The organism is Rhodococcus sp. GA1, assembly GCF_024321955.1.
GTDB lineage: Bacteria > Actinomycetota > Actinomycetes > Mycobacteriales > Mycobacteriaceae > Rhodococcus > Rhodococcus pyridinivorans.
In genome coordinates, this window is the sequence record NZ_CP097186.1 from 605,598 (window position 1) to 627,653 (window position 22,056).

Below are 22,056 nucleotides of genomic sequence, written 5' to 3' on the forward strand. Positions count from 1 at the left end.
CGACATGACCATCCTGGAAAACAAGCCCGAGACCACCGGTAAGCCCGATACTGCGATTTTCTCGCACCTCGAATCCGAGGTCCGGAGTTACAGCCGCGGCTGGCCCGCCGTTTTCGACAAGGCATCGGGATCCTGGCTGCGCAGCGAGGACGGCAAGGACTACCTCGACTTCTTCGCCGGCGCCGGAGCCTTGAACTACGGCCACAACAATCCGGTTCTCAAGTCGGCCCTGGTCGACTACATCATGAGCGACGGCGTCACCCACGGCCTCGACATGTACACCGTCGCCAAGCGCAAGCTGCTCGAGACCTTCGAGTCGCACGTGCTCGCGCCGCGCGGCCTGGACTACAAGGTCCAGTTCCCCGGCCCGACCGGCACGAACGCCGTCGAGGCGGCGCTCAAGCTCGCCCGCAAGGTGACCGGTCGCGAGTCGATCATCAACTTCACCAACGCTTTCCACGGCATGACCCTGGGTGCGCTGTCGGTGACCGGTAACTCGATGAAGCGCGCCGGCGCGGGTATCCCCCTCGTCCACGCCACGCCGATGCCGTTCGACAACTACTTCAACGGCGTCACCGAGGACTTCCAGTGGTTCTCGCGCGTCCTCGACGACGCCGGCAGCGGCCTGAACCGTCCGGCCGCGGTCATCGTCGAGACTGTGCAGGGTGAAGGCGGCGTGAATGTTGCTCGCCCCGAGTGGCTTCGCGCTCTGGCCGATCTGTGCAAGGAACGCGACATCCTGCTGATCGTCGACGACGTGCAGATGGGCTGCGGCCGCACCGGCCCGTTCTTCTCGTTCGAGATCGCCGGCATCACGCCCGACATCGTGACCCTGTCGAAGTCGATCGGCGGATACGGAATGCCGCTGGCGCTCACCCTGTTCAAGCGTGAGCTCGACGTGTGGGGCCCGGGCGAGCACAACGGCACCTTCCGCGGCAACAACCCGGCTTTCGTGACGGCGGCTGCCGCCCTCGAGCACTACTGGGCCGACGACAAGCTCGAGCGCGACACCCTGCGCAAGGGCGAGCGCATCCGCCAGACCTTCATGAACCTGTCGGACATGTTCGACGGCGTCTCGACCCGCGGCCGCGGCCTGGTCCAGGGCCTGGTCTTCGACAAGCCGGAGGACGCCGACAAGGTTTGCGCCCTGGCCTTCGAAGAGGGTCTGCTCGCCGAGACCTCCGGTCCGTCGGACGAGGTCGTCAAGCTGCTGCCGCCGCTGACCATCACCGACGACGAACTCGAGTTCGGGCTGAACATCCTGGCGGAAGCGACCGCCAAGGTCCGTTCCTGAGCGGTCCCCCGCTCCGCCCGTTCCGAACCGACTTGCAGAAGAAGGACTTTCGACACCCATGATCGTTCGTACGACAGAAGAGATCACCGGCACCGAGCGCGACGTCGTCTCGGAGGACGGCCAGTGGCGCAGCAAGCGCATCGTCCTCGCCGGCGACAAGGTGGGCTTCTCGTTCCACGAGACCACCATCGAACCCGGCACCGTCAACGAGTTCCACTACGCCAACCACGTCGAGGCCGTGTGGCTCGTCGAGGGCACCGGCAAGCTCCAGGACCTCGACAACGACGTGGAGTACGACCTCGCTCCGGGCACGATGTACCTGCTCAACGGACACGAGCGTCACCGCGTGCTCCCCGAAACGCGCATGCGCATGCTGTGCGTCTTCAATCCCCCGGTCACCGGCCGTGAGGTGCACGACGAGAACGGTGTGTACCCGTTGATCGTCGAACCCGCCTGAGTGCGGTAACCACGTGACCGATGCGGGGCGGACGCTTAGAGTCGAGACCATGACTCCCGAGCGTGCGCCCCGCATCGCTGTCGGCCCCGAGCGCGACCCCCGTTTCGAACGGGCGGTCACGGGCGGGGGCGGCGTGCCCTGCGGACTCGAGGAGACCCCCGACGCGCTCGTCTGGACGGCCGGGCCGCAGGATTTCCCCGAGGTCCTCCCCGCCTCCGTCCGCTGGGTGCAGCTACCGTCCGCCGGTGTCGAGTACTGGCTGTCGCAGGGCGTCGTCAAGGCCCATCCTCGCGTCACCTGGACGTCGGCGGCCGCGGCCTACTCCACGACCGTCGCCGAGCACGCGCTCCTGCTCCTGCTCGCCGGGGTCCGGGCCCTGCCGGCCCATCTGGCGGCCACCTCGTGGACACCCGAGAGCCTCGCGCCGGCCGTCGGCACCCTCCGCGGCGCGACGGTCGGGATCATCGGTGCCGGGGGTGTCGGCCGGGCGCTGATCCCGATGCTGGCCGCGCTGGGGGCGCGCGCGCTCGCCGTCACCCGCAGCGGTCGTCCCGTGCCGGGAGCCATCGAGACGTTCCCCGTCGAACGTATCGACGAGATATGGCCTCTGGCAGATCATTTCGTCATCTCCGCGACGGCCACTCTCGACGTCGAGCAGCTCGTCGGCGCAACCGAGCTCGCAGCGATGAAGTCCACGGCGTGGGTCGTCAACGTCGCCCGGGGCGATCTCGTCGACACCGACGCCCTCGTCGCCGCTCTCCGATCCGGCGCGATCGGTGGTGCAGGGCTCGACGTCACCGATCCCGAACCGCTCCCCGAGGATCATCCGTTGTGGACGCTCCCCAACGCCGTGATCACTCCCCACGACGCCAATCCACCCCCGCTGCGCATCCCGGCCTATCTCGAGCACGTGATCGAGAACGTCACACGCTTCGCATCCGGCCTCGTGCCGATCGGGGTCGTCGATCCCAGCGCCGGCTACTAGACCACGTCTACCGGGCCACCGTTACCGGGCCATAGGGCTCACTCCGACGGCTTCTCGTCGCGTTCCGCCCATTCCAGGAGCGGATCGAGGGAGAAGACAGCGTCGTCGATACCCGAGTGCAGGTCGCCGAGTTCCTCGAACCGCTTCGGCACGGTCCGGATCGTGAAGTCCCGTGGTTCGAGGTCGTCGATCTCCTCCCACCGCACCGGAGTGGAGATCGTCGCCTCCGACACACCGCGGACCGAATAGGCACTGGCGATCGTATGGTCGCGCGAGTTCTGGTTGTAGTCGACGAAGACCGCCGACGGGTCGCGTTCCTTGCGCCACCATGCCGTCGTCACGTCGCCGGGCGCGCGTCGTTCCACCTCCCGCGCGAAAGCCCATGCGGCCCTTCGGACGTCGTCGAACTCCCATTCCGGCGCGATCCGGACGTAGACGTGCAGGCCGTCGCCGCCCGAGGTCTTCGGCCAGCCCACGGCACCGAGTTCGTCGAGCACCTCGTGCGCCACCTTCGCGACACGCCGGACCCGGTCGAAATCGCAGTCGGGCATCGGATCGAGGTCGATCCTCCACTCGTCGGGTCGCTCCACGTCGCTGCGCCGCGAGTTCCACGGATGGAACTCCACGGTGGACATCTGCACGGCCCACACGACGTCGGCGAGATGGGTCACGCACAGTTCGTCGGCATCGCGGTCGTAGCGCGGGAAGTGCACCCGAACGGTCTCGACCCAGTCCGGAGCCCCGCGCGGCAAACGCTTCTGGTGTACCTTCCGCCCTTCGAGCCCGTCGGGGAACCGGTGCAGCATGCAGGGCCGTTCGCGGAGTGCCCGGACGATCCCCTCCCCCACGCTCAGGTAGTAGTTCGCGAGGTCGAGCTTGGTCGCCCCGATCTCGGGGAAGTACACGCGCTCGGGGTGCGAGATGCGCACCGTGCGACCGTCCACGTCGAGTTCGACTGCATCGGCGTCCTTGCTCATCCGCGTCTCCCGTCCCTCCCTGCGTGGAGGCGTCCTGTGCACCATCCTGGCCTCTCGATTCCCACCCCGTGCGGAAATACACCCCGGCGCACGATTTCCTCCGCGTGGCACGTCCGGGCGCTAACGTCGAAGCGATGTTGCTGCACTCGGTTGTCGACACCTCCGTCGCCGTCGCCGCCACACGGTCACGACGCACCAAGATCGATCTGCTGCGGGAATTACTCGGGCGCGCCGAACCTCACGAGGTCGAAGCGGTGGTCTCATGGTTGTCCGGAGAGATGACCCAGGGTCGCCTGGGTGTCGGTTTCCGCACCCTCGCCGGCCTCTCCGCACCGGTCGCCGACGATCCCGTGCTCGACGTCGACGAGGTGTCCGGCTTCCTCGACCGCCTCGCCGGCATCTCCGGTTCCGGATCCACCGCCGCGCGGCAGCAACTGCTCCTGGATCTGTTCGGACGGGCCACCGAGGCCGAGCAGCGTTTCCTCGTCGTGCTCCTCGGCGGTGAGCTGCGGCAGGGCGCGCTCGAAGGGGTGATGACCGATGCGGTCGCAGCGGCAGCCGGTCTCCCCGTCGAACCGGTCCGTCGGGCGGTGATGTTGTCGGGCCGACTCGCGCAGGCCGCAGCGGCGGCCTTCGAGGGTGGTGTCGACGCGCTGGCGGAGTTCGGCCTGGAGCTCGGCCGACCGGTCCGGCCGATGCTAGCCTCACCCGCCGAGTCGCTCGAGGCGGCACTCATCGAGTTCGACGGGGCGGTGAGCGTGGAGTACAAACTCGACGGTGCACGCATCCAGGTGCACCGCCACGAGGACGCGGTGTGGATCTTCACCCGCACGCTGCGCGACATCACCGCATCGGTCCCCGAACTGGTCGAACTCGTCCGGGCGCTGCCGTGCCGCAGTGTCGTGCTCGACGGCGAGACACTCGCGCTCACCGATGCCGGCCGTCCCCGACCGTTCCAGGAGACCATGAGCCGGTTCGGTGCCCGCTCCGAACGCGAACTGCTTCTCCACCCGTACTTCTTCGACTGCCTGCACCTCGACGGCGCCGACCTGCTCGACGAGCCGCTGTCGGTGCGTCGCGACCATCTCGCCCGCGTCGCGGGTGAGCACCGCATCCCCGCGCTCGTCGCTCCGGACGCCGACAGCGCCGAGGCGCACCTCGGTGACTCGCTCGGCAACGGCCACGAGGGCGTCATGGTGAAGTCGCTCACATCGACCTACACCGCCGGCCGCCGGGGCCGAGCCTGGCAGAAGGTCAAACCCGAGCACACCCTGGATCTCGTGGTGCTCGCCGCCGAATGGGGTTACGGGCGCCGCACCGGCTTCCTGTCCAACCTGCACCTCGGTGCCCGCGACCCCGACGGTGGTCCGCCGATCATGGTCGGGAAGACGTTCAAGGGACTCAGCGACGCGCTGCTGCAGTGGCAGACAGAGGAATTCCCACGCCACGAGACACACCGCGACGAGCACACCGTCCACCTGCGACCCGCGATCGTCGTCGAGATCGAACTCGACGGAGTGCAGACGAGCAGCCGCTATCCGGGCGGGGTGGCGCTGCGCTTCGCACGGGTGCTGCGGTACCGGCCCGACAAGTCGGCCGCCGACGCCGACACCATCGATGCGGTCCGCGCGCTGCTGCCCGCGGCACCGGTTCCCGGAAGCCGCCTACCGTAGAAGGAGTGATCGACGTTCCACTCCGTTCCGACGACCTGCCCACTCTCCTGCACGGCCGTCGGATCGCTGTTCTCACCGGCGCCGGGCTGTCGACGGACTCCGGTATCCCCGACTATCGCGGACCGGACTCGCCGCCCCGCAACCCGATGACCTACCAGCAGTTCGTCGGCGACGCGGAGTTCCGGCAACGCTACTGGGCCCGCAACCACGTCGGCTGGAAGCACATGGACGCCGCCCGCCCGAATCCCGGGCACCGGGCGCTCGCGGCCCTCGAACGCGCCGGTTCCGTCGTCGGCGTGATCACCCAGAACGTCGACCTGCTGCACACGAAGGCCGGCAGCCGGCAGGTCATCGACCTGCACGGCACCTACGCGCAGGTCCGATGCCTGTCGTGCGAACACCGCATCTCGCGGTTCACGCTGCACGAACGGCTGTGCGCGGCCAATCCGGGATTCGACGATCGGATGCGCGCGACGACCGGTCTCGAGGTCGCCCCCGATGCGGACGCGGTGGTCACCGACACCGAGGACTTCGTCGTCGTCGACTGCGAGCGCTGCGACGGGATGCTCAAACCCGACATCGTGTACTTCGGGGAGACGGTGCCGCGCCCGCGCGTCGATCTCGCCTTCTCGGTGGTGGACGGTGCCGACGCCCTGCTGGTCGCCGGGAGTTCACTGACGGTGCAGTCGGGGTTGCGGTTCGTACGTCGCGCCGTGCAGCGGAACATCCCGGTGGTGGTGATCAATCGTGGCCCCACCCGCGGGGATGCGCTGGCGACCCTCAAGCTCGAGGCGGGTACCTCGGAGACCCTCGCCTTCCTGGCCGACGCGGTGACCGCACCGACTTCGTGAGGTTCTCAGACCACCCGGACGAGGTCGTCGGCGTGCACGACGGGTCGCTGGAGATCCGGCGGCAGCTGACCGGTCGAGAAGCCGATCATGAAATCGAGTTCGGACGCGTCGTAGGCCACCACCCCGCGCGCGACCGTGCGGCCGTCGGGCGCGACGATGCCGACGACGTCGCCGGCGTGGAAACCGCCACTGGTGCCGGTGATTCCGGCGGCGAGCAACGAGCGTCGCCGCTCCATCACGGCCCGCACGGCACCCTCGTCGAGATACAGCGAACCGTGGACGTCGGCGGCGTGCCGCACCCAGAAACGTCGCGCCGACAGACGCTGTGGGCGGGCCGCGAAGGCCGTGCCGACGTCGGCGGCGCCCAGCGCACGATCGGCCTGGGAGGCCGCGGCGAGCAGCACCGGCACGCCGGAGTCTGCCGCGAGACGGGCCGCGGACAGTTTCGACGCCATGCCACCGGTGCCCAGCGCGCCGCCCGACCCGGCGACCACACCGTCGAGATCCTCGGGGGTGCGGACCTCGGGGATGAGGTTCGCGGAGCCCTTGCGGGGATCCCCGTCGTACAAGCCGTCGACGTCGGACAGCAGGATCAGCGCGTCGGCGCCGATGAGATGCGCGACGAGTGCAGCGAGCCGGTCGTTGTCGCCGAAGCGCAGTTCGACGGTCGCGACGGTGTCGTTCTCGTTGACCACCGGCACCGCCCCGAGCGAACGCAGCCGGTCGAGGGTGCGTTGCGCGTTGCGGTGCTGAGTGCGCCGGCCGATGTCGTCGGCGGTGAGGAGCACCTGGCCCACCGTGCGGTCGTAGCGGGCGAAGGAGGTGCCCCAGGCGTGGGCGAGGGTGAGCTGCCCGACGCTGGCCGCGGCCTGCTTCGTCGCGAGATCACGCGGCCGACTCGTGAGACCGAGCGGTGCGAGCCCGGCACCGACCGCACCCGAGGAGACCACGATGACACTCGAACCCGTGCGGATGCGGGCCTCGATGGCATCGACGAGACGATCGAGCCGGCCACGGTCGAGTCCACCCACCAGGCTCGTGATCGCCGACGAGCCGATCTTGACCACTACGCTGCGGGCGTGGGAGACGACCTCCCGGGTGTCGCTCATGTTCTCCTCGGTACGCTTCGGGTTTCCTGAACGGTGGGGGCGCGCGGACGGTTACTCGAACTCGTCGTCGGTGGCCAGGCCGCGGCGCACCTTCTTCGCGTGGCGACGCTCGGCAGCGCCGACGCGGTCGACCTGGTCGAGACGGGCATCGGTGCCGCGACCGGTGGGCACGACGTCCACGCCGGCCTGCGTCTGCGGTTCCCACTCGAAGCCGACCTCGCCGATGGTGACCCAGCATCCGGGTTCCGCGCCGAGCTTGACGAGCTTGTCCTCGACGCCGAGACGGGCGAGTCGGTCGGCGAGGTAACCCACGGCCTCGTCGTTGTCGAAGGCCGTCTGGCGCACCCACCGCTCGGGACGGGTGCCCCGCACGATGAATCCGCCGGGCACCTCGGGATCGCGGACCACGGTGAAGGCCTCCTCGTCGCGGGCGACGGGACGGATCACCGGGCGGGTGGGCGCGGCCGGCGGATGCGCCGCCCGGTACTCGTCGACCATCCTCGCGAGGGCGAACGTCAGCGGACGCAGGCCGTCGCGGCTCACGGCCGAGATCGTGAAGACCGGCCAGCCACGGGCCTCGAGTTCGGGGGTGACGAACTCGGCGAGTTCTTTCGCGTCGGGCACGTCGGCCTTGTTGAGGATGACGATGCGGGGGCGCTCGGCGAGGTCGCCGAGTCCGCTGTCGCCCGACAGCGCAGGCTGGTAGGCGGCGAGTTCGGCCTCGAGCGCGTCGATGTCGGAGATCGGGTCGCGGCCGGGTTCGAGGGTCGCGCAGTCGACAACGTGCGCGAGCACGGCGCAGCGCTCGAGATGACGGAGGAAGTCGAGGCCGAGGCCGCGACCCTCACTGGCGCCGGGGATCAGGCCGGGCACGTCGGCGACGGTGAAGGTCGTGTCGCCCGACTGCACCACACCGAGATTCGGCACGAGGGTGGTGAACGGGTAGTCGGCGATCTTCGGCTTGGCGGCCGACAGCACCGACACGAGCGACGACTTGCCGGCCGAGGGGAAGCCCACGAGGCCGACGTCGGCGACGGACTTCAGTTCGAGGACGAGGTCGAGTTCCTCGCCTTCCTCACCGAGGAGCGCGAAGCCGGGGGCCTTGCGTGCCTTCGACGCGAGTGCGGCATTGCCGAGACCACCGCGACCGCCGTGCGCGGCGACGAAACGCGTGCCGGTGCCCACGAGGTCGGCGAGGATGCGGCCGTCGCGGTCGAGTACGACGGTGCCGTCGGGAACCTTCAGGACGAGGTCGCCGCCGTTGGCACCGTTGCGGTGGCCGCCGGCGCCCTGGGCACCGTTGGTCGCCTTGGCGTGCTGGTGGAAGTGGAAGTCGAGCAGGGTGTGGACGTTCCGGTCGACTTCGAGGACGACATCGCCGCCGTTTCCTCCGTTACCGCCGTCGGGGCCGCCGAGCGGCTTGAACTTCTCGCGGTGGACGGAGGCGCAGCCGTTGCCGCCCTTGCCGGCGCTGACGTGCAGCACCACCCGGTCGATGAAGCGGGACATGGGTGGACCTTCTCTCGTCCTAAAAAACAAACCTGGTGATCAACGCAACAAGGGCGGGTCAGGGTGTGCGACCCTGGCCCGCCCCTATTGGGAGTATGTCGCGGGAGCTGGTCCCGCGGTGTCCGTTACCGGACGGCAGATCAGGCGTCTGCCGCAGCCGGAACGATGTTGACGGTCTTGCGACCGCGCTTGGTACCGAACTCGACGGCACCGGCCGCGAGGGCGAACAGCGTGTCGTCGCCGCCGCGTCCCACGTTCACGCCGGGGTGGAAGTGGGTGCCGCGCTGGCGCACGATGATCTCGCCGGCGTTGACGGCCTGGCCACCGAAGCGCTTGACGCCGAGTCGCTGTGCGTTCGAATCGCGACCGTTACGGGAGCTGGATGCGCCCTTCTTGTGTGCCATGACGAACCCTCCTGGGGTTGAAGCTCGAAGCTCGGTTTACTTGATGCCGGTGACCTTGACGACCGTCAGCTTCTGACGGTGGCCCTGGCGCTTGTGGTACCCGGTCTTGTTCTTGAACTTGTGGATGCGGATCTTCGGGCCCTTGGTGTGCTCGACGATCTCGCCGGTGACCGAGACCTTGGCCAGCTTGTCGGCGTCGGTGGTCAGTTCGGATCCGTCGACGACGAGGACCGGGGCAAGCGAGACAGCAGCGCCGGGCTCACCCTCGATCTTCTCGACCTTGACGAGGTCGCCTTCAGCGACCTTGTACTGCTTACCGCCGGTCTTGACGATCGCGTACGTTGCCATCGGACGGCTACCCCTTGCTTCTTCGAACGTGCTCGCGCCACAGTGCTGCGGACGCGACTGGTCTGGTGTGGTTGCTGACTCGGGTCCCGCCGGCATCCTGAATCCGGACGCGGCTGGGCACTATCGCCGAGTAGCGACTGAACAAGATTACGGGAAGGTGACTCCCAGGGTCAAACCGGGTGGCACGGTAGTGCCCGCTTCCGGGCCGGTCGTGACCGGCCCGGAAGCGGAGGGTCACGCTTCGGCGTCCACCGGAGGTCCGGCGGGGCGCCCTGCGGCACGCCGCGAACGCGGTCGCCGCACGATCTCCACCGGCGTCTCGACCGGTGTGCTCGGCCGGGAGTCCGACTCGGCCCCCGTGGACGACCCGGTCGTCGCGGGGACGACGAACACCTTGGCTGTAGGCCCACCGTCCCCGGCGGGCGCTGCGGCCGCCCGGGCGACCCTGCGTGCCCGACGGCGACGCGGAGCCGGTCCTGCGGCCTCGACGGAAGCCGCTCCGTCGGTGCTCTCCCCTGCGCCGGAGACGGCCGTCTCGGACACGGCAGCCTCGGGAACAGCGGTCTCCGCGACCGCGGCTTCGGCTGCTGCGACCTCTGCCTCGATCTCGGCGGGCTCGTCGGAGGCGGTCGTCACCGTGGTGGCGTCCTCCCCTGCGACGGGCTCCTTCGTCGGTGCGGCGCCCTTCTCGGGCTCGACGGCCCGCAGCGGCTCGGTGACCTTGACCGGGTCGACGTCGCCCGCAGGTGCGGACGCCGCCTCGGATGCGGTCTCGGTCGCTGCCGGCTCTGCGGCCGGAGCGTCCGCGGCCGGTGTCGAGTTGTGCGCGGCCATCGCGAGCGCGACGGGGTGCGCGGCACGCTTGACGACCTCTTCGGGCGACGACGTCGTGTGCGTCTCGGCGGCGGGCTCCTGCGAACTCTTGTCGCGTCCACGCTTACGCCGCGAACCACCGCCGGACGAACGACCGGAGTCGTCCGAGGACTTCGACTCGATCGGCTCCGAGTGCACGATGAGGCCGCGGCCGCTGCAGTGCTCACAGGTGGTGGAGAACGCCTCGACGAGACCGGTCCCGAGCCGCTTGCGCGTCATCTGGACCAGGCCGAGCGAGGTGACCTCCGAGACCTGGTGGCGGGTGCGGTCCCGGCCGAGGGCCTCGGTCAGGCGACGCAGTACGAGGTCGCGGTTCGACTCGAGGACCATGTCGATGAAGTCGACGACGATCATGCCGCCGATGTCGCGCAGGCGCATCTGGCGGACGATCTCCTCGGCCGCCTCGAGGTTGTTGCGGGTGACCGTCTCCTCGAGGTTGCCGCCGGAACCGGTGAACTTGCCGGTGTTGACATCGATGACGGTCATCGCCTCGGTGCGGTCGATGACGAGCGTGCCGCCGGACGGCAGCCACACCTTGCGGTCGAGAGCCTTCGCGAGCTGCTCGTCGATGCGGTGCGCACCGAAGACGTCCACCGAGTTCTCCGAACGGTAGCGCTCGACGCGCGGCAGCAGGTCGGGTGCGACCGTCCGGATGTAGCTCTCGACGGTGTTCCACGCCGAGTCGCCCTCGATGACGAGCTTGGAGAAGTCCTCGTTGAACAGGTCTCGCACGACCTTCACGAGCAGATCCGGCTCCTCGTAGAGCGTCTTCGGCTGGCCCGAGGCGTCGGCCTGCAGCTTCTCGGACTGCTCGCGGATCGACTCCCACTGCGTCTGCAGGCGGGTGACGTCGCGCGAGAGTTCCTCCTCGCTCACGCCCTCGGCGGCGGTACGGATGATCACGCCCGCCTCTGAGGGGACGATCTCGCGGAGGATGTCCTTCAGACGCTTGCGCTCGGTGTCGGGGAGCTTGCGGCTGATGCCCGTGGACGAACCTCCCGGCACGTAGACCAGGAAGCGTCCGGCGAGGCTGATCTGGGTGGTCAGACGCGCGCCCTTGTGACCGACCGGGTCCTTGCTGACCTGCACGACCACCTGGTCGCCGGGCTTGAGGGCCTGCTCGATCTTGCGGGAGTTGCCTCCGAGGCCGGCGGCCTCCCAGTTCACCTCACCCGCGTAGAGCACGCCGTTGCGGCCACGGCCGATGTCGATGAACGCCGCCTCCATGGACGGGAGGACGTTCTGCACGCGACCGAGGTAGATGTTGCCGACCATCGACGCCGAACCGGAGGTCGTGACGAAGTGCTCGACGAGGATGCCGTCCTCGAGCACCGCGACCTGCGTCATGCCCGCGTGGGAACCGCCCGTGCGTTCGCGGACGACCATGACCCGGTCGACGGCCTCGCGGCGGGCGAGGAACTCGGATTCGGTGAGGATCGGGGGCCGGCGGCGACCGGCCTCGCGACCGTCGCGACGACGCTGACGCTTCGCCTCGAGACGCGTCGAACCGCTGATGCCCTGGACCTCGTCCTTGGCGCGGCTCTTCGGACGCGGCTCCCGCTCGTGGACGACCGTGGGAACCGAGTCGTCGTCGGTGCTCGCGGTGTCGGTGTCGGAACCGCGACGACGACGGCGACGGCGGCGGCGACGGGACGTCCCCCCGCCCTGCTCGTCGTCGGTGTCGTGCTCGTCGCTGCTCTGTTCGTCACCCGAGGCGGCCTCGTCGGAGGTGCCTTCCTCGGTGCCGGCGGTCTCCTCGGCGGGAGTCTCCGCTGCGGTGGACTCCGCTTCGGCGGACTTCTCCGTCTCCGCGGCGGCGGACTCGGAGTCCTCGCCGGTCGCGGTCGTCTCGTCCTGCTGGTCGGTGTCGGTGCCGTCCCCGCGTCCACGTCCACGACCGCGACGTCCGCGTCGGCGGCGACGCGGCTGGTCGTCCTGGTCTTCGTCCGCCTGGTGCGACGGCGCTTCCTCGGTGGACTCGGCGGCCGGCTCGGCGGTCTGCTGCTCGTCCTCGGCCGGTGCCTGCTCGGTGTCCTTTCCGCGGCGTGCGCGCCGGCGACGCGGGCGGGTCTCCTCCTCTCCCTCGGCAGGCGAGGGTACCTCGGGCTGGAGGAACAGCGGTGCAGCGACGATCGGCTCGGCCGTGGTGGACGGCTCGGGCATCTCGAACAGCGGCGTGCTCTGCTCCACCGACGTGAACAACCCGGTGGGTCCTCCGACGGAGGGGATCTCGACGGCCTGCGGTGCGGTCTCGTCCGCGGTCTTCTCGGCGGGTCGCAGCTCGTCGCTCTCGACCGGCTCGGCCTCGGCGGTCTCCGCAGCCTCGGCCGCAGGCTCGGGAGTCGTCTCCGCGGCAGGCTCGGGGGCGGCGGTCTCGGCCTCGGGAGCCGTCTCCGCCACAGCTTCGGGAGCTGTCTCGGCTGCAGCTTCGGGAGCCGTCTCGGCTTCCTGCACGGCGGGCTCGGCCGTGCCCGTGTCGTCGCTCAACGCAGCGTGCAGGTCCTCCGCGACGTCGCGTGGGAGGGTCGAGTGCGCACTGCGCAGCTCGGTGCCGCGCTCGGCGGCTTTCGCAATCACCTGCTTACTGGTCAGCCCCAGCAGCTTGGCGAGGGCATGGACGCGGATCTTGGCAGGCAGACCGAGGAGGTTCCGTCCCCCTGCGTCCGACGCTTCGATCGAGTTGTTCTCCGGCGGCTCTTGATCGGCCACGTAGGTCTCCTAAGGCCCCCGGGCGCGTCCACCACCGACAACAGCGATGTGAGCGGCCACGCGGGGGCGCAGCTTGTGTACTCGCGCCGGGTGGGCGCGAGTCCTTCCGGTCTCGCATCGCGCGGTCGTCCGGTGCCCGTTTTCACTGCACGGCCGAGCAATGCCTGGCTTGATCGCGGGTCGAGCGCCGGAACATCCAGCGTGCCGCCGAGCGAGGTGTCTCCTTCGTCCTCGGCCACAGCGATGTCGGGCATCGATCCGTGATGTCGTTCGGCCGCTCCGCACGCGGTGTGTGCGGAGCAACCTCTGCCAGTATCCCACACGGAGATGCACGGATACGCCAACGGCGCCCCGGAGGGCGCCGTCGGCGGTGTCGGGAGGCGCGAAGCGCGACGCCCCGAGAGGTTTCGTGAGCGACACGCCAGGCGCCGCTCGTGCGGGGCTGTTACTTCGCAGCCAGGGCGGGGAACCAGAGAGCGATCTCGCGCTCGGCGGACTCCACCGAGTCGGAGCCGTGGACCAGGTTCTCGCCCGGGTCCAGGCCGAGGTCGCCGCGGATCGAGCCGGGCACGGCCTTCTCGACCGGATCGGTGCCACCGGCGAGTTGACGGAACGCCGCGATCGCGCGCGGGCCTTCGAGGACCGCGGCCACGAGGGGGCCGCCGGTAATGAACTCGATCAGCGAGGGATAGAAGGGTTTGCCCTCGTGCTCGGCGTAGTGCGCTCCGGCGACCTCCTCCGTCGCAGTGCGCAGCTCGAGAGCCACGATGTCCAGCCCCTTGCGCTCGATGCGCGAGAGGATCTCTCCGACGTGACGGCGTGCGACGCCGTCGGGCTTGATCAGTACCAGGGTCCGCTCAGTCACGCGACAAGCCTAGAGGTCGTCCCGCTGGCCCGGCAGCAGACCCCTGGATTCGCGATCCCTGATGTCCTTGCGCAGGTAGAAGATGTACGCCCACACCGCGGCGAAGAGCACACCCACCGCACCGAACGCGAGGTCGACGAAGAAGCCGAGCACGGCGAGCACCTGCAGCGTGATGTTGAACGGGATCGCCCACGACTTCTTCTGCACCCCGGCTCCGAGGAACATGAGAACGGCGAGGCCCACGACGTAGGTCGTCGACCACGCGCTCAGTCCCCCGCCGACGGTCGCGATCACCGGCAGCACCAGCAGCACCACGATCGCCTCGAGCACGAGGGTTCCCGCCATCACGCCGCGGAAGCCCTTCCAGGGGTCCGTCGTCGGCGGCCGGAACTTCTGTTCCTCCGGCTTGTCGTTGCTCACGCGGGATCCTTTCCGAACAGACTGCGGGCCGCACCTGCGGTCACCACCGAACCGGTGACCACGACCCCGGCGCCCGACACCGCTTCACCGGGCTCGCCGACCTCCTCCGCGATCGCGATCGCGGTTTCGATCGCATCCGGGAGCGTCGCCGCGGTGACGACCCGTTCGTCGCCGAATCGGGCGACGGCGATGTTCGCGAGATCGTCGACGTCCATCGCTCGCGGCGACCCGTTGTGGGTGACGACGATCTCGTCGAAGACCGGTTCGAGCGCCTCGATCAGACCTGCGACGTCCTTGTCGGCCATCACGCTCACGACGCCCACGAGCTTGCGGAAGTCGAATTCCTGGGCGAGCGCGGCCGCGAGGGCCTTCGCGCCGTGCGGATTGTGCGCGGCGTCGAGGAAGACGGTGGGCGCATTGCGCACCCGCTCGAGCCGGCCCGGCGTGGTCACCGACGCGAACGCGTCGCGCACCGCCTCGACATCGAGCTGCTTGCCGGGGCCCGCCCCGAAGAACGCCTCGACCGCGGCCAGCGCGACCGACGCGTTGTGCGCCTGGTGCTCGCCGTGGAGCGGCAGGAAGATGTCGGTGTAGAGACCCCCGAGGCCCTGCAGGTCGATCTGCTGTCCGCCGACGGCGACCGCACGCCGCACCACCGCGAACTCCGATCCCTGACGGGCCACGGCCGCGTCGGCCTCGACGGCCTGCCGCAGCAGCACGTCCATCGCCTCCGGTTCCTGCTGCGCGATGATCGCCACGGTGTCGCGGGGCACGAGACCGTCGTCGGGTGCCTTCTTGATGATCCCGGCCTTCTCCCCCGCGATCTCCGTGAGGGTGTCGCCGAGATAGCCGGTGTGGTCGATGCCGACGGGCGTGATCACCGCGACCTGCCCGGTGACGACGTTCGTGGCGTCCCACCGTCCGCCGAGACCGACCTCGACGACCGCCACGTCGACGGGTGCATCGGCGAACGCCGCGAACGCCATGGCCGTGGTGACCTCGAATTTGCTCATCTTCGGGCCACCGGCCGCCTCGGACTGCTCGTCGATCATCCGGACGTACGGTTCGATGTCGCGGTAGGTGTCGACGTAGGTCCGCGGCGAGACCGGCGCGCCGTCGATGCTGATCCGCTCGGTGGCGAGCTGCAGGTGCGGGCTCGTCGTCCGGCCGACCCGGTGGTGCATGCGGGTGAGCAGCGCGTCGATCATCCGGGTTGTCGACGTCTTGCCGTTCGTGCCGGCCACGTGGATCGACGGGTAGCTGTTCTGCGGCGAGCCGAGGATGTCCATGAGCGCGGCGATCCGCGCCAGGGACGGCTCGATCTTCGTTTCCGGCCAGCGCTTGTCGAGCTCGGCTTCGACGAGCGTCAGTTCGGCCAGGTCCACCGGGGACGGCGCCCCCGGGGTGTCGGTGCTCACGCCGCGCCCAGCTCCTTCAGTCGTGCGGTGATCCGTGCGATCTCCTCTTCCGCGATCTGCTTGCGACCGCGGATCTTCTCGACCACCTGATCGGGTGCCTTCGCGAGGAAGGCCTCGTTCGACAGCTTCGCGGAGGTGCCCGTCAGTTCCTTCTCCGCGGCGGCGAGATCCTTGCGCAGGCGCGCGATCTCGGCGCCGACGTCGATGCTGCCGGAGGTGTCGAGCTCGACGGTGACCGTCGCGCGGCTCAGCCGGACCTCGATCGACGCGGTGGCCGAGAACGAGTCCTCCGGCGCGGTCAGGCGCGCGAGCGACTGCACGGCCGGCACCTGCGCGACGAGATCGGCGTCCTCGACACCGACGAGCCGGGCCGCGACCTTCTGCGACGGCTTGAGACCCTGGTCGCTGCGAAACCGGCGGATCTCGGTGACGAGCCTCTGCAGGTCGGCGACCCGCTGCGCCGCGGTCTCGTCGGTGGCGATGCCGGACGTCTCGGGCCAGGACGCGATGACGACGGACTCGCCGCCGGTGAGCACCTTCCACAGGGTCTCGGTGACGAACGGGATGACCGGGTGCAGCAGGCGCAGCAGCTGGTCGAGGACGGTGCCGAGCACAACCTTGGTGCCGTCGGCGTGGGCGCTGCCCTCGGCGAGCTGGACCTTGGCGAGCTCGAGATACCAGTCGCAGACCTCGTCCCACGCGAAGTGGTAGAGCGCCTCGCACGCCTTCGAGAACTCGTAATGATCGAAGGCCGCGTCGACCTCGGTCCGCACCTGCTCGAGGCGGTCGAGGATCCACCGGTCGGCGTCGGTGAGCTGCTGGCGGGCCGGGAGCTCGCCGATCACCGCGCCGTTCATCAATGCGAACTTGGTCGCGTTGAACAGCTTGTTCGCGAAGTTGCGCGACGACTGGGCGTGGTCCTCACCGACGGCGAGATCGCCACCCGGGTTCGCGCCGCGCGCCAGCGTGAAGCGCAGGGCGTCGGCGCCGAAACGCTCGACCCAGTCGAGCGGGTCGATGCCGTTGCCGCGCGACTTCGACATCTTCTTGCCGAACTGGTCGCGGACGAGGCCGTGCAGGAACAGATCCCGGAAGGGCACCTGCGCCTGGTGCACCGCGTCGTCACCCGACACGTAGGTGCCGAACATCATCATGCGGGCGACCCAGAAGAACAGGATGTCGTAACCGGTGACGAGAACGCTGGTGGGATAGAACTTGTCGAGCTCGGGGGTCTTCTCCGGCCAGCCCATCGTGGAGAACGGCCACAGGCCGGACGAGAACCACGTGTCGAGCACGTCCGGGTCCTGCTCCCAGCCCTCGGGCGCGCTCTCGTCGGGGCCGAAGCACTCGACCTCGCCGTTCGGGCCGTACCAGATCGGGATGCGGTGACCCCACCACAGCTGACGCGAGATGCACCAGTCGTGCATGTTGTCGACCCAGTCGAACCAGCGCGGTTCCTGGCTCGCCGGGTGGATGACGGTGTGACCGTTGCGCACCGCGTCGCCGGCAGCCTTGGCGAGCTTGTCTACCTTGACCCACCACTGCATCGACAGCCGCGGCTCGATGGTCTCGCCGGACCGCTCGGAGTGGCCGACGCTGTGCAGGTAGGGGCGCTTCTCGGCGACGACGCGGCCCTGCGCGGCGAGTTCCTCGCGGATCGCGATGCGCGCCTCGAAACGGTCCATGCCGTCGAAGCGGGTGCCGGAGTCGGCGATACGACCGGCCTTGTCCATGATCGTGGGCATCGGCAGGTCGTGCCGCAGGCCCATCTCGAAGTCGTTGGGGTCGTGCGCAGGCGTGATCTTCACTGCGCCCGTACCGAATTCGGGGTCGACGTATTCGTCGGCGATGATCGGGATCTGCCGGCCGGTGATCGGGTGCTCGAGCGTCGTGCCGATGATGTCCTTGTAGCGCTCGTCTTCGGGGTGCACCGCGACGGCGGTGTCGCCGAGCATCGTCTCCACACGAGTGGTAGCGACGACGACGTGCGGCTCGTCGTCGTTCAGGGAGCCGTAGCGCAGGGAGACGAGTTCGCCCTCGACCTCCTCGAACTTCACCTCGATGTCGGAGATCGCGGTCTGCAGCACGGGCGACCAGTTGACCAGGCGCTCGGCCCGGTAGATCAGCCCCTCGTCGTAGAGGCGCTTGAACATCGTCTGTACCGCGCGGGACAGCCCCTCGTCCATGGTGAAGCGATCGCGCGACCAGTCCACACCGTCGCCGATGCGACGCATCTGGCCCTGGATCATGCCGCCGGACTCGGCTTTCCACTGCCAGACCTTCTCGATGAAGGCCTCGCGACCGAGGTCCTCCTTCTTCTTGCCGTCGGCGGCGAGCTGCTTCTCGACGACGGTCTGGGTGGCGATGCCGGCGTGGTCCATGCCGGGCAGCCACAGCACCTCGTAGCCCTGCATGCGCTTACGGCGGGAGAGCACGTCCATGAGGGTGTGGTCGAGGGCGTGACCCATGTGCAGGCTGCCGGTGACGTTCGGCGGCGGCAGGACGATCGAGTACCCGGGCTTGTCGCTCGTGGGGTCGGCCTCGAAGTAGCCGGCGTCGACCCACTGCTGGTAGAGCTCCGCTTCGACGGCGCTGGGGTCCCAGCTCTTGGGAAGGGCGTCGGCGGGGTTCTGCGAGTTCTCTGGCGCACTGGTCACCCGTCAATCGTAAGCGTCGCGGCGAACCTCCTGGACACGGGCCACGACAGAGATGGACAAGGGTCGCGACAGAGCCGGACAGGGGTCGCGACAGAAGAGTGTGGCCCGCTCCCCGACCGGGTATCGCAGTGCCGGGCGGCCGAATGCGCGGACGCCGAACGGACAGGACGGAGGACACCGTCATGATGCGGGCATTGATCTTCGCTGCAGGTGCGGCCGCGGGATTCGTCGCGGGGATCCGGGCGGGGCGCGAGACCTACGACAAGATGCGGGGGCGTTCGAACGAGCTGTGGCACAACCCGGCAGTGCAGGAAAAGGTCATTCCTGCGGTACAGGACAAGGTGACGGAAGCGGCCGGCGTCGTGAAGGAGAAGGCACCGCACCTCCAGGAGACGGTCGGTGGTCTCGCCGAGAAGGTCACCCATCGCGGCGGATCGGGTCAGCACTCGGCCGGTTCCGGTTCCGCGACGAGCGAGTCGACACCGGCCACCGACGAGCCCACGCGTCCGCCGGTCTCGCCGGGCGACCAGCCGCGCCCGAATAGCGAGGCAGTAGACCCCGAGCGGACGTCCTCGGTCAGCCCAGCTCGTCCGGCAGGTCGAGCGGGCGACCGAGCACGTGCTCGGACAGGAACGCCTCGACGGCCCGGTACCAGATCTTCGAGTGCTGAGGCTTCAGCACCCAGTGGTTCTCGGACGGGAAGTACAGGAAGCGGTGGACGGTGGTGCCGTCGTCCTCGGCGGGTCGACCCGATTCGTTGAGCAGCTCGTACCACAGGCGCAGGGCTTCGCCGATCGGGACGCGATAGTCCTTGTCGCCGTGGATCACGAGCATGGGCGTGACGATGTCGGCGACGAACAGGTGCGGTGAGTTCTCGACCGCCATCTCCGGGGTCATCTCCCGCTGCCAGTACCAGGCAACGTCGGTGGTCGGGGTGAACTGGTCCAGCGCCCACAGACCCGCGTGGGTGACGACCGCGCGGAACCGGTCGGTGTGCCCGGCGATCCAATTGGCGAGATATCCACCGAACGATCCGCCCATCACCGCGGTCCGCTCCTCGTCGATATCCTCACGCGCGACCGCGGCATCCGTGACGGCCATCAGATCGGTGTACGGTTCGTTCCCCCACCGACCCCAGCCACGCCGCACGAAGTCGTCGCCGTAGCCGGTGGACAGTGCGGGATCGGGCAGCAGCACCGCATAGCCGCGGGCGACGAGGAGCCACGGGTTCCAGCGCCACGACCAGGTGTTCCAGCTGCTCAGCGGACCGCCGTGCACCCACAGAAGCATCGGCGCGGGGTCGTCGGCAGACGCCGTGTGCGGAAGCGCGAACCACGCCCGCAGCGGCGTGCCGTCGGCGGCCTCGGTGGTCAGTTCCTCGAGACGTCCCGGCAGTTCCGGAAGCGCAGCGGGAGCACGTAGCGGCGTGACGGTGCCGGCGTCCGGTCCGGTGAGGTCGATGCGCACGGGGTGCGGCGGCGCTTCGTAGGAGGCCCGCAGCGCGTATGCCGTGCTGCCGTCGGGCGCGATACGGACGTCCGTGTAGGCGGCGTCGTCCGAGGTGAGGTGGTCGGGCTGTGCGGACCCGAGCCTCTGCACGAACACCGGCGCGCGACCGTGATCGTCGGCGGTGAGCACGAGACCCGAACCGTCGGGCAACCACGTGACGGAAGTGGGACGCCTGTCCCACTCCGGGGCCTCGACGGTCGTGCTTCCGGTCGCGATGTCGAGGACGCGGACAGTTATCTGCGGCGGGTTCTCCGCGTCGCCGATCGATTCGTGCAGGTAGGCGAGCTTCGTCCCGTCATGCGAGATCACCGGGTGCGTCGCGTCGCCGGTCTCGTCGTCGACGAGCGGGGTGCGCAGGCCGGTGCCGAGATCGACCCGCACGAGCGTGACCCGGCGCGAGGCGAGCGGACCGGGGACCACCCAGGTCGCGGCGGCGAACGAACCGTCGGCAGCGATGTCGACGGAGCCATCACGCAGCGACCCTCGGATCCCGGGCGTGAGGTCGGTGAACCCGTGGCCGCAGTTGTCCGGGACGAGCAGGTGCGGCTGGTCGGGTCCGAGATCGTGGTCCCAGTAGCGCACCGGATAGCCCGTGTGCAGCACCGCGGTGACGACCTTGTCCTTACGGGCGTCCCGGATCCGTTCGTCGTCGGACTCGCTGTGGCCGAGGACGGACGCGACGAGGACGATCCGGTCGGCCTCGGATGCCGCGTGCACCGATGCGAATCCACCCTTGCGGGATCCGACCTGCTCGGCCTCGCCGCCCGCTGCGGGCAGTCGCCACAGCGACACCGGCGGATCGTCCTTGCCCCGGGCGGCGGTGAACAGCAGGTCGCCGGACGCGGTGAAGGTCGGGTTCGATTCACCCGTGGTGCCGTGAGTGAGGCGTCGCGCCGGGGCGTTGCCTTCGGGATCCACCTCCCACAAAGCCTCGGTGTACGAGGTGGCCTTGTCGTCGAGCGTCGACTGCGTGATCACCAGGCGATTCCCGTCCGGGGACATCGTGAGGGAGGTGACGCGAGGAAGCGCCAGGTAGTCGTCGAGCTCGTGGAAGGCCGTCATGCCTGGACGATATCGGGAGCGGCGGTGGGCGGTCCGCAAGGTGGCACCGAGTTCGTCTGTAACCTGGTCGTTCGGCGGGTACATCCCGTGGCAACGCCGTCACCCAGTCCGAACGGAGCACTCACATGGTCGACCTCGCATACGTCATCGCCGGCTCGGAAGCGACCGGTGGCGCCGGTCTGCAGGTCGACCTCAAGACGTTCCAGCAGCTCGGTGTGTACGGGGTGGGCACCACGACGTGCATCGTCTCGTTCGACCCGAAGAACAACTGGGGCCACCGCTTCTTCCCCGTCCCGGCCGACGTGATCGCCGAGCAGATCGAGGCCGCCACCGCCGCCCACAATCTCGACGTGGTGAAGATCGGCATGCTGGGCACGCCCGCGACGATCGACGTCGTCGCCGAGGGACTCGAGAAGCAGGACTGGCGGCACGTCGTGCTCGACCCGGTCCTGATCTGCAAGGGCCAGGAGGCCGGCGCGGCCCTCGACACCGACAACGCCCTGCGCGCGCAGGTGCTCCCCCACGCCACGGTCGTCACCCCGAACCTGTTCGAGGCACGGACGCTGTCCGGGATGGACGAGATCACCTCGGTCGACCAGCTCATCGAGGCGGCGCGTCGCATCCACGACCTCGGCCCGAAGTACGTCGTCGCGAAGGGCGGCGTCGAACTCGACGGCGAGGACGCCGTGGACGTGCTGTTCGACGGCTCCGAGGTCACCCTCCTGACGGCACCGAAGGTCGGCAACGAGCGTGTCTCCGGCGCCGGCTGCACCCTCGCCGCCGCGATCACCGCCGAACTCGCGAAGGGCGCGTCGGTCGCCGACGCCGCGGCCCGCGCGAAGGATTTCGTCACGACCGGGATCAAGGGCCGCGTGTCCGCCAACACCCCGTTCGACACCGTCTGGCAGGGCGCCTGATCCGAAGGCGGGAAGCATC

General features: G+C 69.2%; 17 protein-coding genes and 1 pseudogene. 7 read left to right on the forward strand and 11 right to left on the reverse strand.

The genetic code is table 11. The features are described 5' to 3' along the window. The first annotated feature begins 4 nt into the window (after positions 1-4). From ectB to M3330_RS02945, 3 genes are read left to right on the forward strand one after another with little or no spacing between them, the layout of a single operon-like run. Positions 5-1,294, forward strand: a complete 1,290-nt coding sequence (ectB, locus tag M3330_RS02935; protein ID WP_039586920.1) for a diaminobutyrate--2-oxoglutarate transaminase — start codon at positions 5-7, stop codon at positions 1,292-1,294. A 58-nt stretch (positions 1,295-1,352) separates the two neighbouring features. Further along, the gene (locus tag M3330_RS02940; protein WP_006551191.1) at positions 1,353-1,751 is read left to right on the forward strand and encodes an ectoine synthase; all 399 of its coding nucleotides are present in this window, start codon (positions 1,353-1,355) and stop codon (positions 1,749-1,751) included. 49 nt (positions 1,752-1,800) lie between these two features. Further along, on the forward strand, positions 1,801-2,736 hold the full coding sequence (locus M3330_RS02945) for a D-isomer specific 2-hydroxyacid dehydrogenase family protein (RefSeq protein WP_255026944.1): 936 nt from the start codon (positions 1,801-1,803) through the stop codon (positions 2,734-2,736). Between the two features lie 38 nt (positions 2,737-2,774). Here the strand turns inward: M3330_RS02945 and ligD are convergent, their stop codons facing one another. Beyond that, positions 2,775-3,713 carry a non-homologous end-joining DNA ligase gene (gene ligD, locus M3330_RS02950; RefSeq protein ID WP_006551189.1) on the reverse strand — a complete coding sequence of 313 codons (939 nt, stop codon included), beginning with the start codon at positions 3,711-3,713 and terminating at the stop codon, positions 2,775-2,777. A 134-nt stretch (positions 3,714-3,847) separates the two neighbouring features. On the opposite strand from ligD, the gene M3330_RS02955 reads away from it, so the two are divergent. Both M3330_RS02955 and M3330_RS02960 read left to right on the forward strand, forming a co-directional pair. After that, positions 3,848-5,386, forward strand: coding sequence for an ATP-dependent DNA ligase (locus M3330_RS02955; protein WP_033096701.1), 1,539 nt, complete (start codon positions 3,848-3,850; stop codon positions 5,384-5,386). 5 nt (positions 5,387-5,391) lie between these two features. After that, the gene (locus M3330_RS02960) at positions 5,392-6,237 is read left to right on the forward strand and encodes an NAD-dependent protein deacetylase (protein ID WP_006551187.1); all 846 of its coding nucleotides are present in this window, start codon (positions 5,392-5,394) and stop codon (positions 6,235-6,237) included. Positions 6,238-6,242: 5 nt separating this feature from the next. Here the strand turns inward: M3330_RS02960 and proB are convergent, their stop codons facing one another. From proB to M3330_RS03005, 9 genes are all read right to left on the reverse strand, one after another. Next, complete coding sequence (gene proB, locus M3330_RS02965; protein WP_006551186.1) at positions 6,243-7,346, reverse strand: glutamate 5-kinase; 1,104 nt, start codon at positions 7,344-7,346, stop codon at positions 6,243-6,245. A 51-nt stretch (positions 7,347-7,397) separates the two neighbouring features. Continuing rightward, positions 7,398-8,855 carry a GTPase ObgE gene (gene obgE / locus M3330_RS02970; protein ID WP_019289071.1) on the reverse strand — a complete coding sequence of 486 codons (1,458 nt, stop codon included), beginning with the start codon at positions 8,853-8,855 and terminating at the stop codon, positions 7,398-7,400. Between the two features lie 140 nt (positions 8,856-8,995). Then, the gene (rpmA, locus tag M3330_RS02975) at positions 8,996-9,259 is read right to left on the reverse strand and encodes a 50S ribosomal protein L27 (protein WP_006551184.1); all 264 of its coding nucleotides are present in this window, start codon (positions 9,257-9,259) and stop codon (positions 8,996-8,998) included. Positions 9,260-9,295: 36 nt separating this feature from the next. Next, positions 9,296-9,607, reverse strand: coding sequence for a 50S ribosomal protein L21 (gene rplU, locus M3330_RS02980; RefSeq protein WP_006551183.1), 312 nt, complete (start codon positions 9,605-9,607; stop codon positions 9,296-9,298). A 234-nt stretch (positions 9,608-9,841) separates the two neighbouring features. Then, complete coding sequence (locus tag M3330_RS02985) at positions 9,842-13,156, reverse strand: translation initiation factor IF-2 N-terminal domain-containing protein (RefSeq protein WP_219130456.1); 3,315 nt, start codon at positions 13,154-13,156, stop codon at positions 9,842-9,844. A gap of 478 nt (positions 13,157-13,634) precedes the next feature. After that, positions 13,635-14,054 (reverse strand): nucleoside-diphosphate kinase, encoded by a 420-nt coding sequence (ndk, locus tag M3330_RS02990; protein WP_006551181.1) that lies wholly within the window; start codon positions 14,052-14,054, stop codon positions 13,635-13,637. A gap of 9 nt (positions 14,055-14,063) precedes the next feature. Next, on the reverse strand, positions 14,064-14,474 hold the full coding sequence (locus M3330_RS02995; RefSeq protein ID WP_006551180.1) for a DUF4233 domain-containing protein: 411 nt from the start codon (positions 14,472-14,474) through the stop codon (positions 14,064-14,066). Continuing rightward, complete coding sequence (locus tag M3330_RS03000) at positions 14,471-15,892, reverse strand: folylpolyglutamate synthase/dihydrofolate synthase family protein (protein ID WP_006551179.1); 1,422 nt, start codon at positions 15,890-15,892, stop codon at positions 14,471-14,473. Before M3330_RS03000 ends, M3330_RS02995 begins: the two co-directional genes overlap by 4 nt. After that, positions 15,889-18,549 carry a valine--tRNA ligase gene (locus M3330_RS03005; protein ID WP_200359931.1) on the reverse strand — a complete coding sequence of 887 codons (2,661 nt, stop codon included), beginning with the start codon at positions 18,547-18,549 and terminating at the stop codon, positions 15,889-15,891. The genes M3330_RS03000 and M3330_RS03005 overlap by 4 nt, the downstream gene beginning before the upstream one ends. 182 nt (positions 18,550-18,731) lie before the next feature. Here M3330_RS03005 and M3330_RS03010 point away from each other — a divergent pair. After that, positions 18,732-18,980, forward strand: a pseudogene (locus tag M3330_RS03010) (YtxH domain-containing protein); the annotation flags it as partial. Between the two features lie 145 nt (positions 18,981-19,125). Here the strand turns inward: M3330_RS03010 and M3330_RS03015 are convergent. Next, entirely contained in the window at positions 19,126-21,120 is a 1,995-nt protein-coding gene (locus tag M3330_RS03015; RefSeq protein ID WP_006551176.1) for an alpha/beta fold hydrolase, read from the reverse strand. 125 nt (positions 21,121-21,245) lie between these two features. Here M3330_RS03015 and thiD point away from each other — a divergent pair, with 125 nt between their 5' ends. Then, positions 21,246-22,037, forward strand: a complete 792-nt coding sequence (gene thiD / locus M3330_RS03020) for a bifunctional hydroxymethylpyrimidine kinase/phosphomethylpyrimidine kinase (protein WP_006551175.1) — start codon at positions 21,246-21,248, stop codon at positions 22,035-22,037. Positions 22,038-22,056: the final 19 nt, after the last annotated feature.

Bases quoted from the DNA above. Each gene is read 5' to 3' on its own strand.
- ectB (WP_039586920.1), top strand. From the start codon at position 5: ATGACCATCCTGGAAAACAAGCCCGAGACCACCGGTAAGCCCGATACT.
- M3330_RS02940 (WP_006551191.1), top strand. From the start codon at position 1,353: ATGATCGTTCGTACGACAGAAGAGATCACCGGCACCGAGCGCGACGTC.
- M3330_RS02945 (WP_255026944.1), top strand. From the start codon at position 1,801: ATGACTCCCGAGCGTGCGCCCCGCATCGCTGTCGGCCCCGAGCGCGAC.
- ligD (WP_006551189.1), bottom strand. From the start codon at position 3,713: ATGAGCAAGGACGCCGATGCAGTCGAACTCGACGTGGACGGTCGCACG.
- M3330_RS02955 (WP_033096701.1), top strand. From the start codon at position 3,848: ATGTTGCTGCACTCGGTTGTCGACACCTCCGTCGCCGTCGCCGCCACA.
- proB (WP_006551186.1), bottom strand. From the start codon at position 7,346: ATGAGCGACACCCGGGAGGTCGTCTCCCACGCCCGCAGCGTAGTGGTC.
- obgE (WP_019289071.1), bottom strand. From the start codon at position 8,855: ATGTCCCGCTTCATCGACCGGGTGGTGCTGCACGTCAGCGCCGGCAAG.
- rpmA (WP_006551184.1), bottom strand. From the start codon at position 9,259: ATGGCACACAAGAAGGGCGCATCCAGCTCCCGTAACGGTCGCGATTCG.
- rplU (WP_006551183.1), bottom strand. From the start codon at position 9,607: ATGGCAACGTACGCGATCGTCAAGACCGGCGGTAAGCAGTACAAGGTC.
- M3330_RS03015 (WP_006551176.1), bottom strand. From the start codon at position 21,120: ATGACGGCCTTCCACGAGCTCGACGACTACCTGGCGCTTCCTCGCGTC.
- thiD (WP_006551175.1), top strand. From the start codon at position 21,246: ATGGTCGACCTCGCATACGTCATCGCCGGCTCGGAAGCGACCGGTGGC.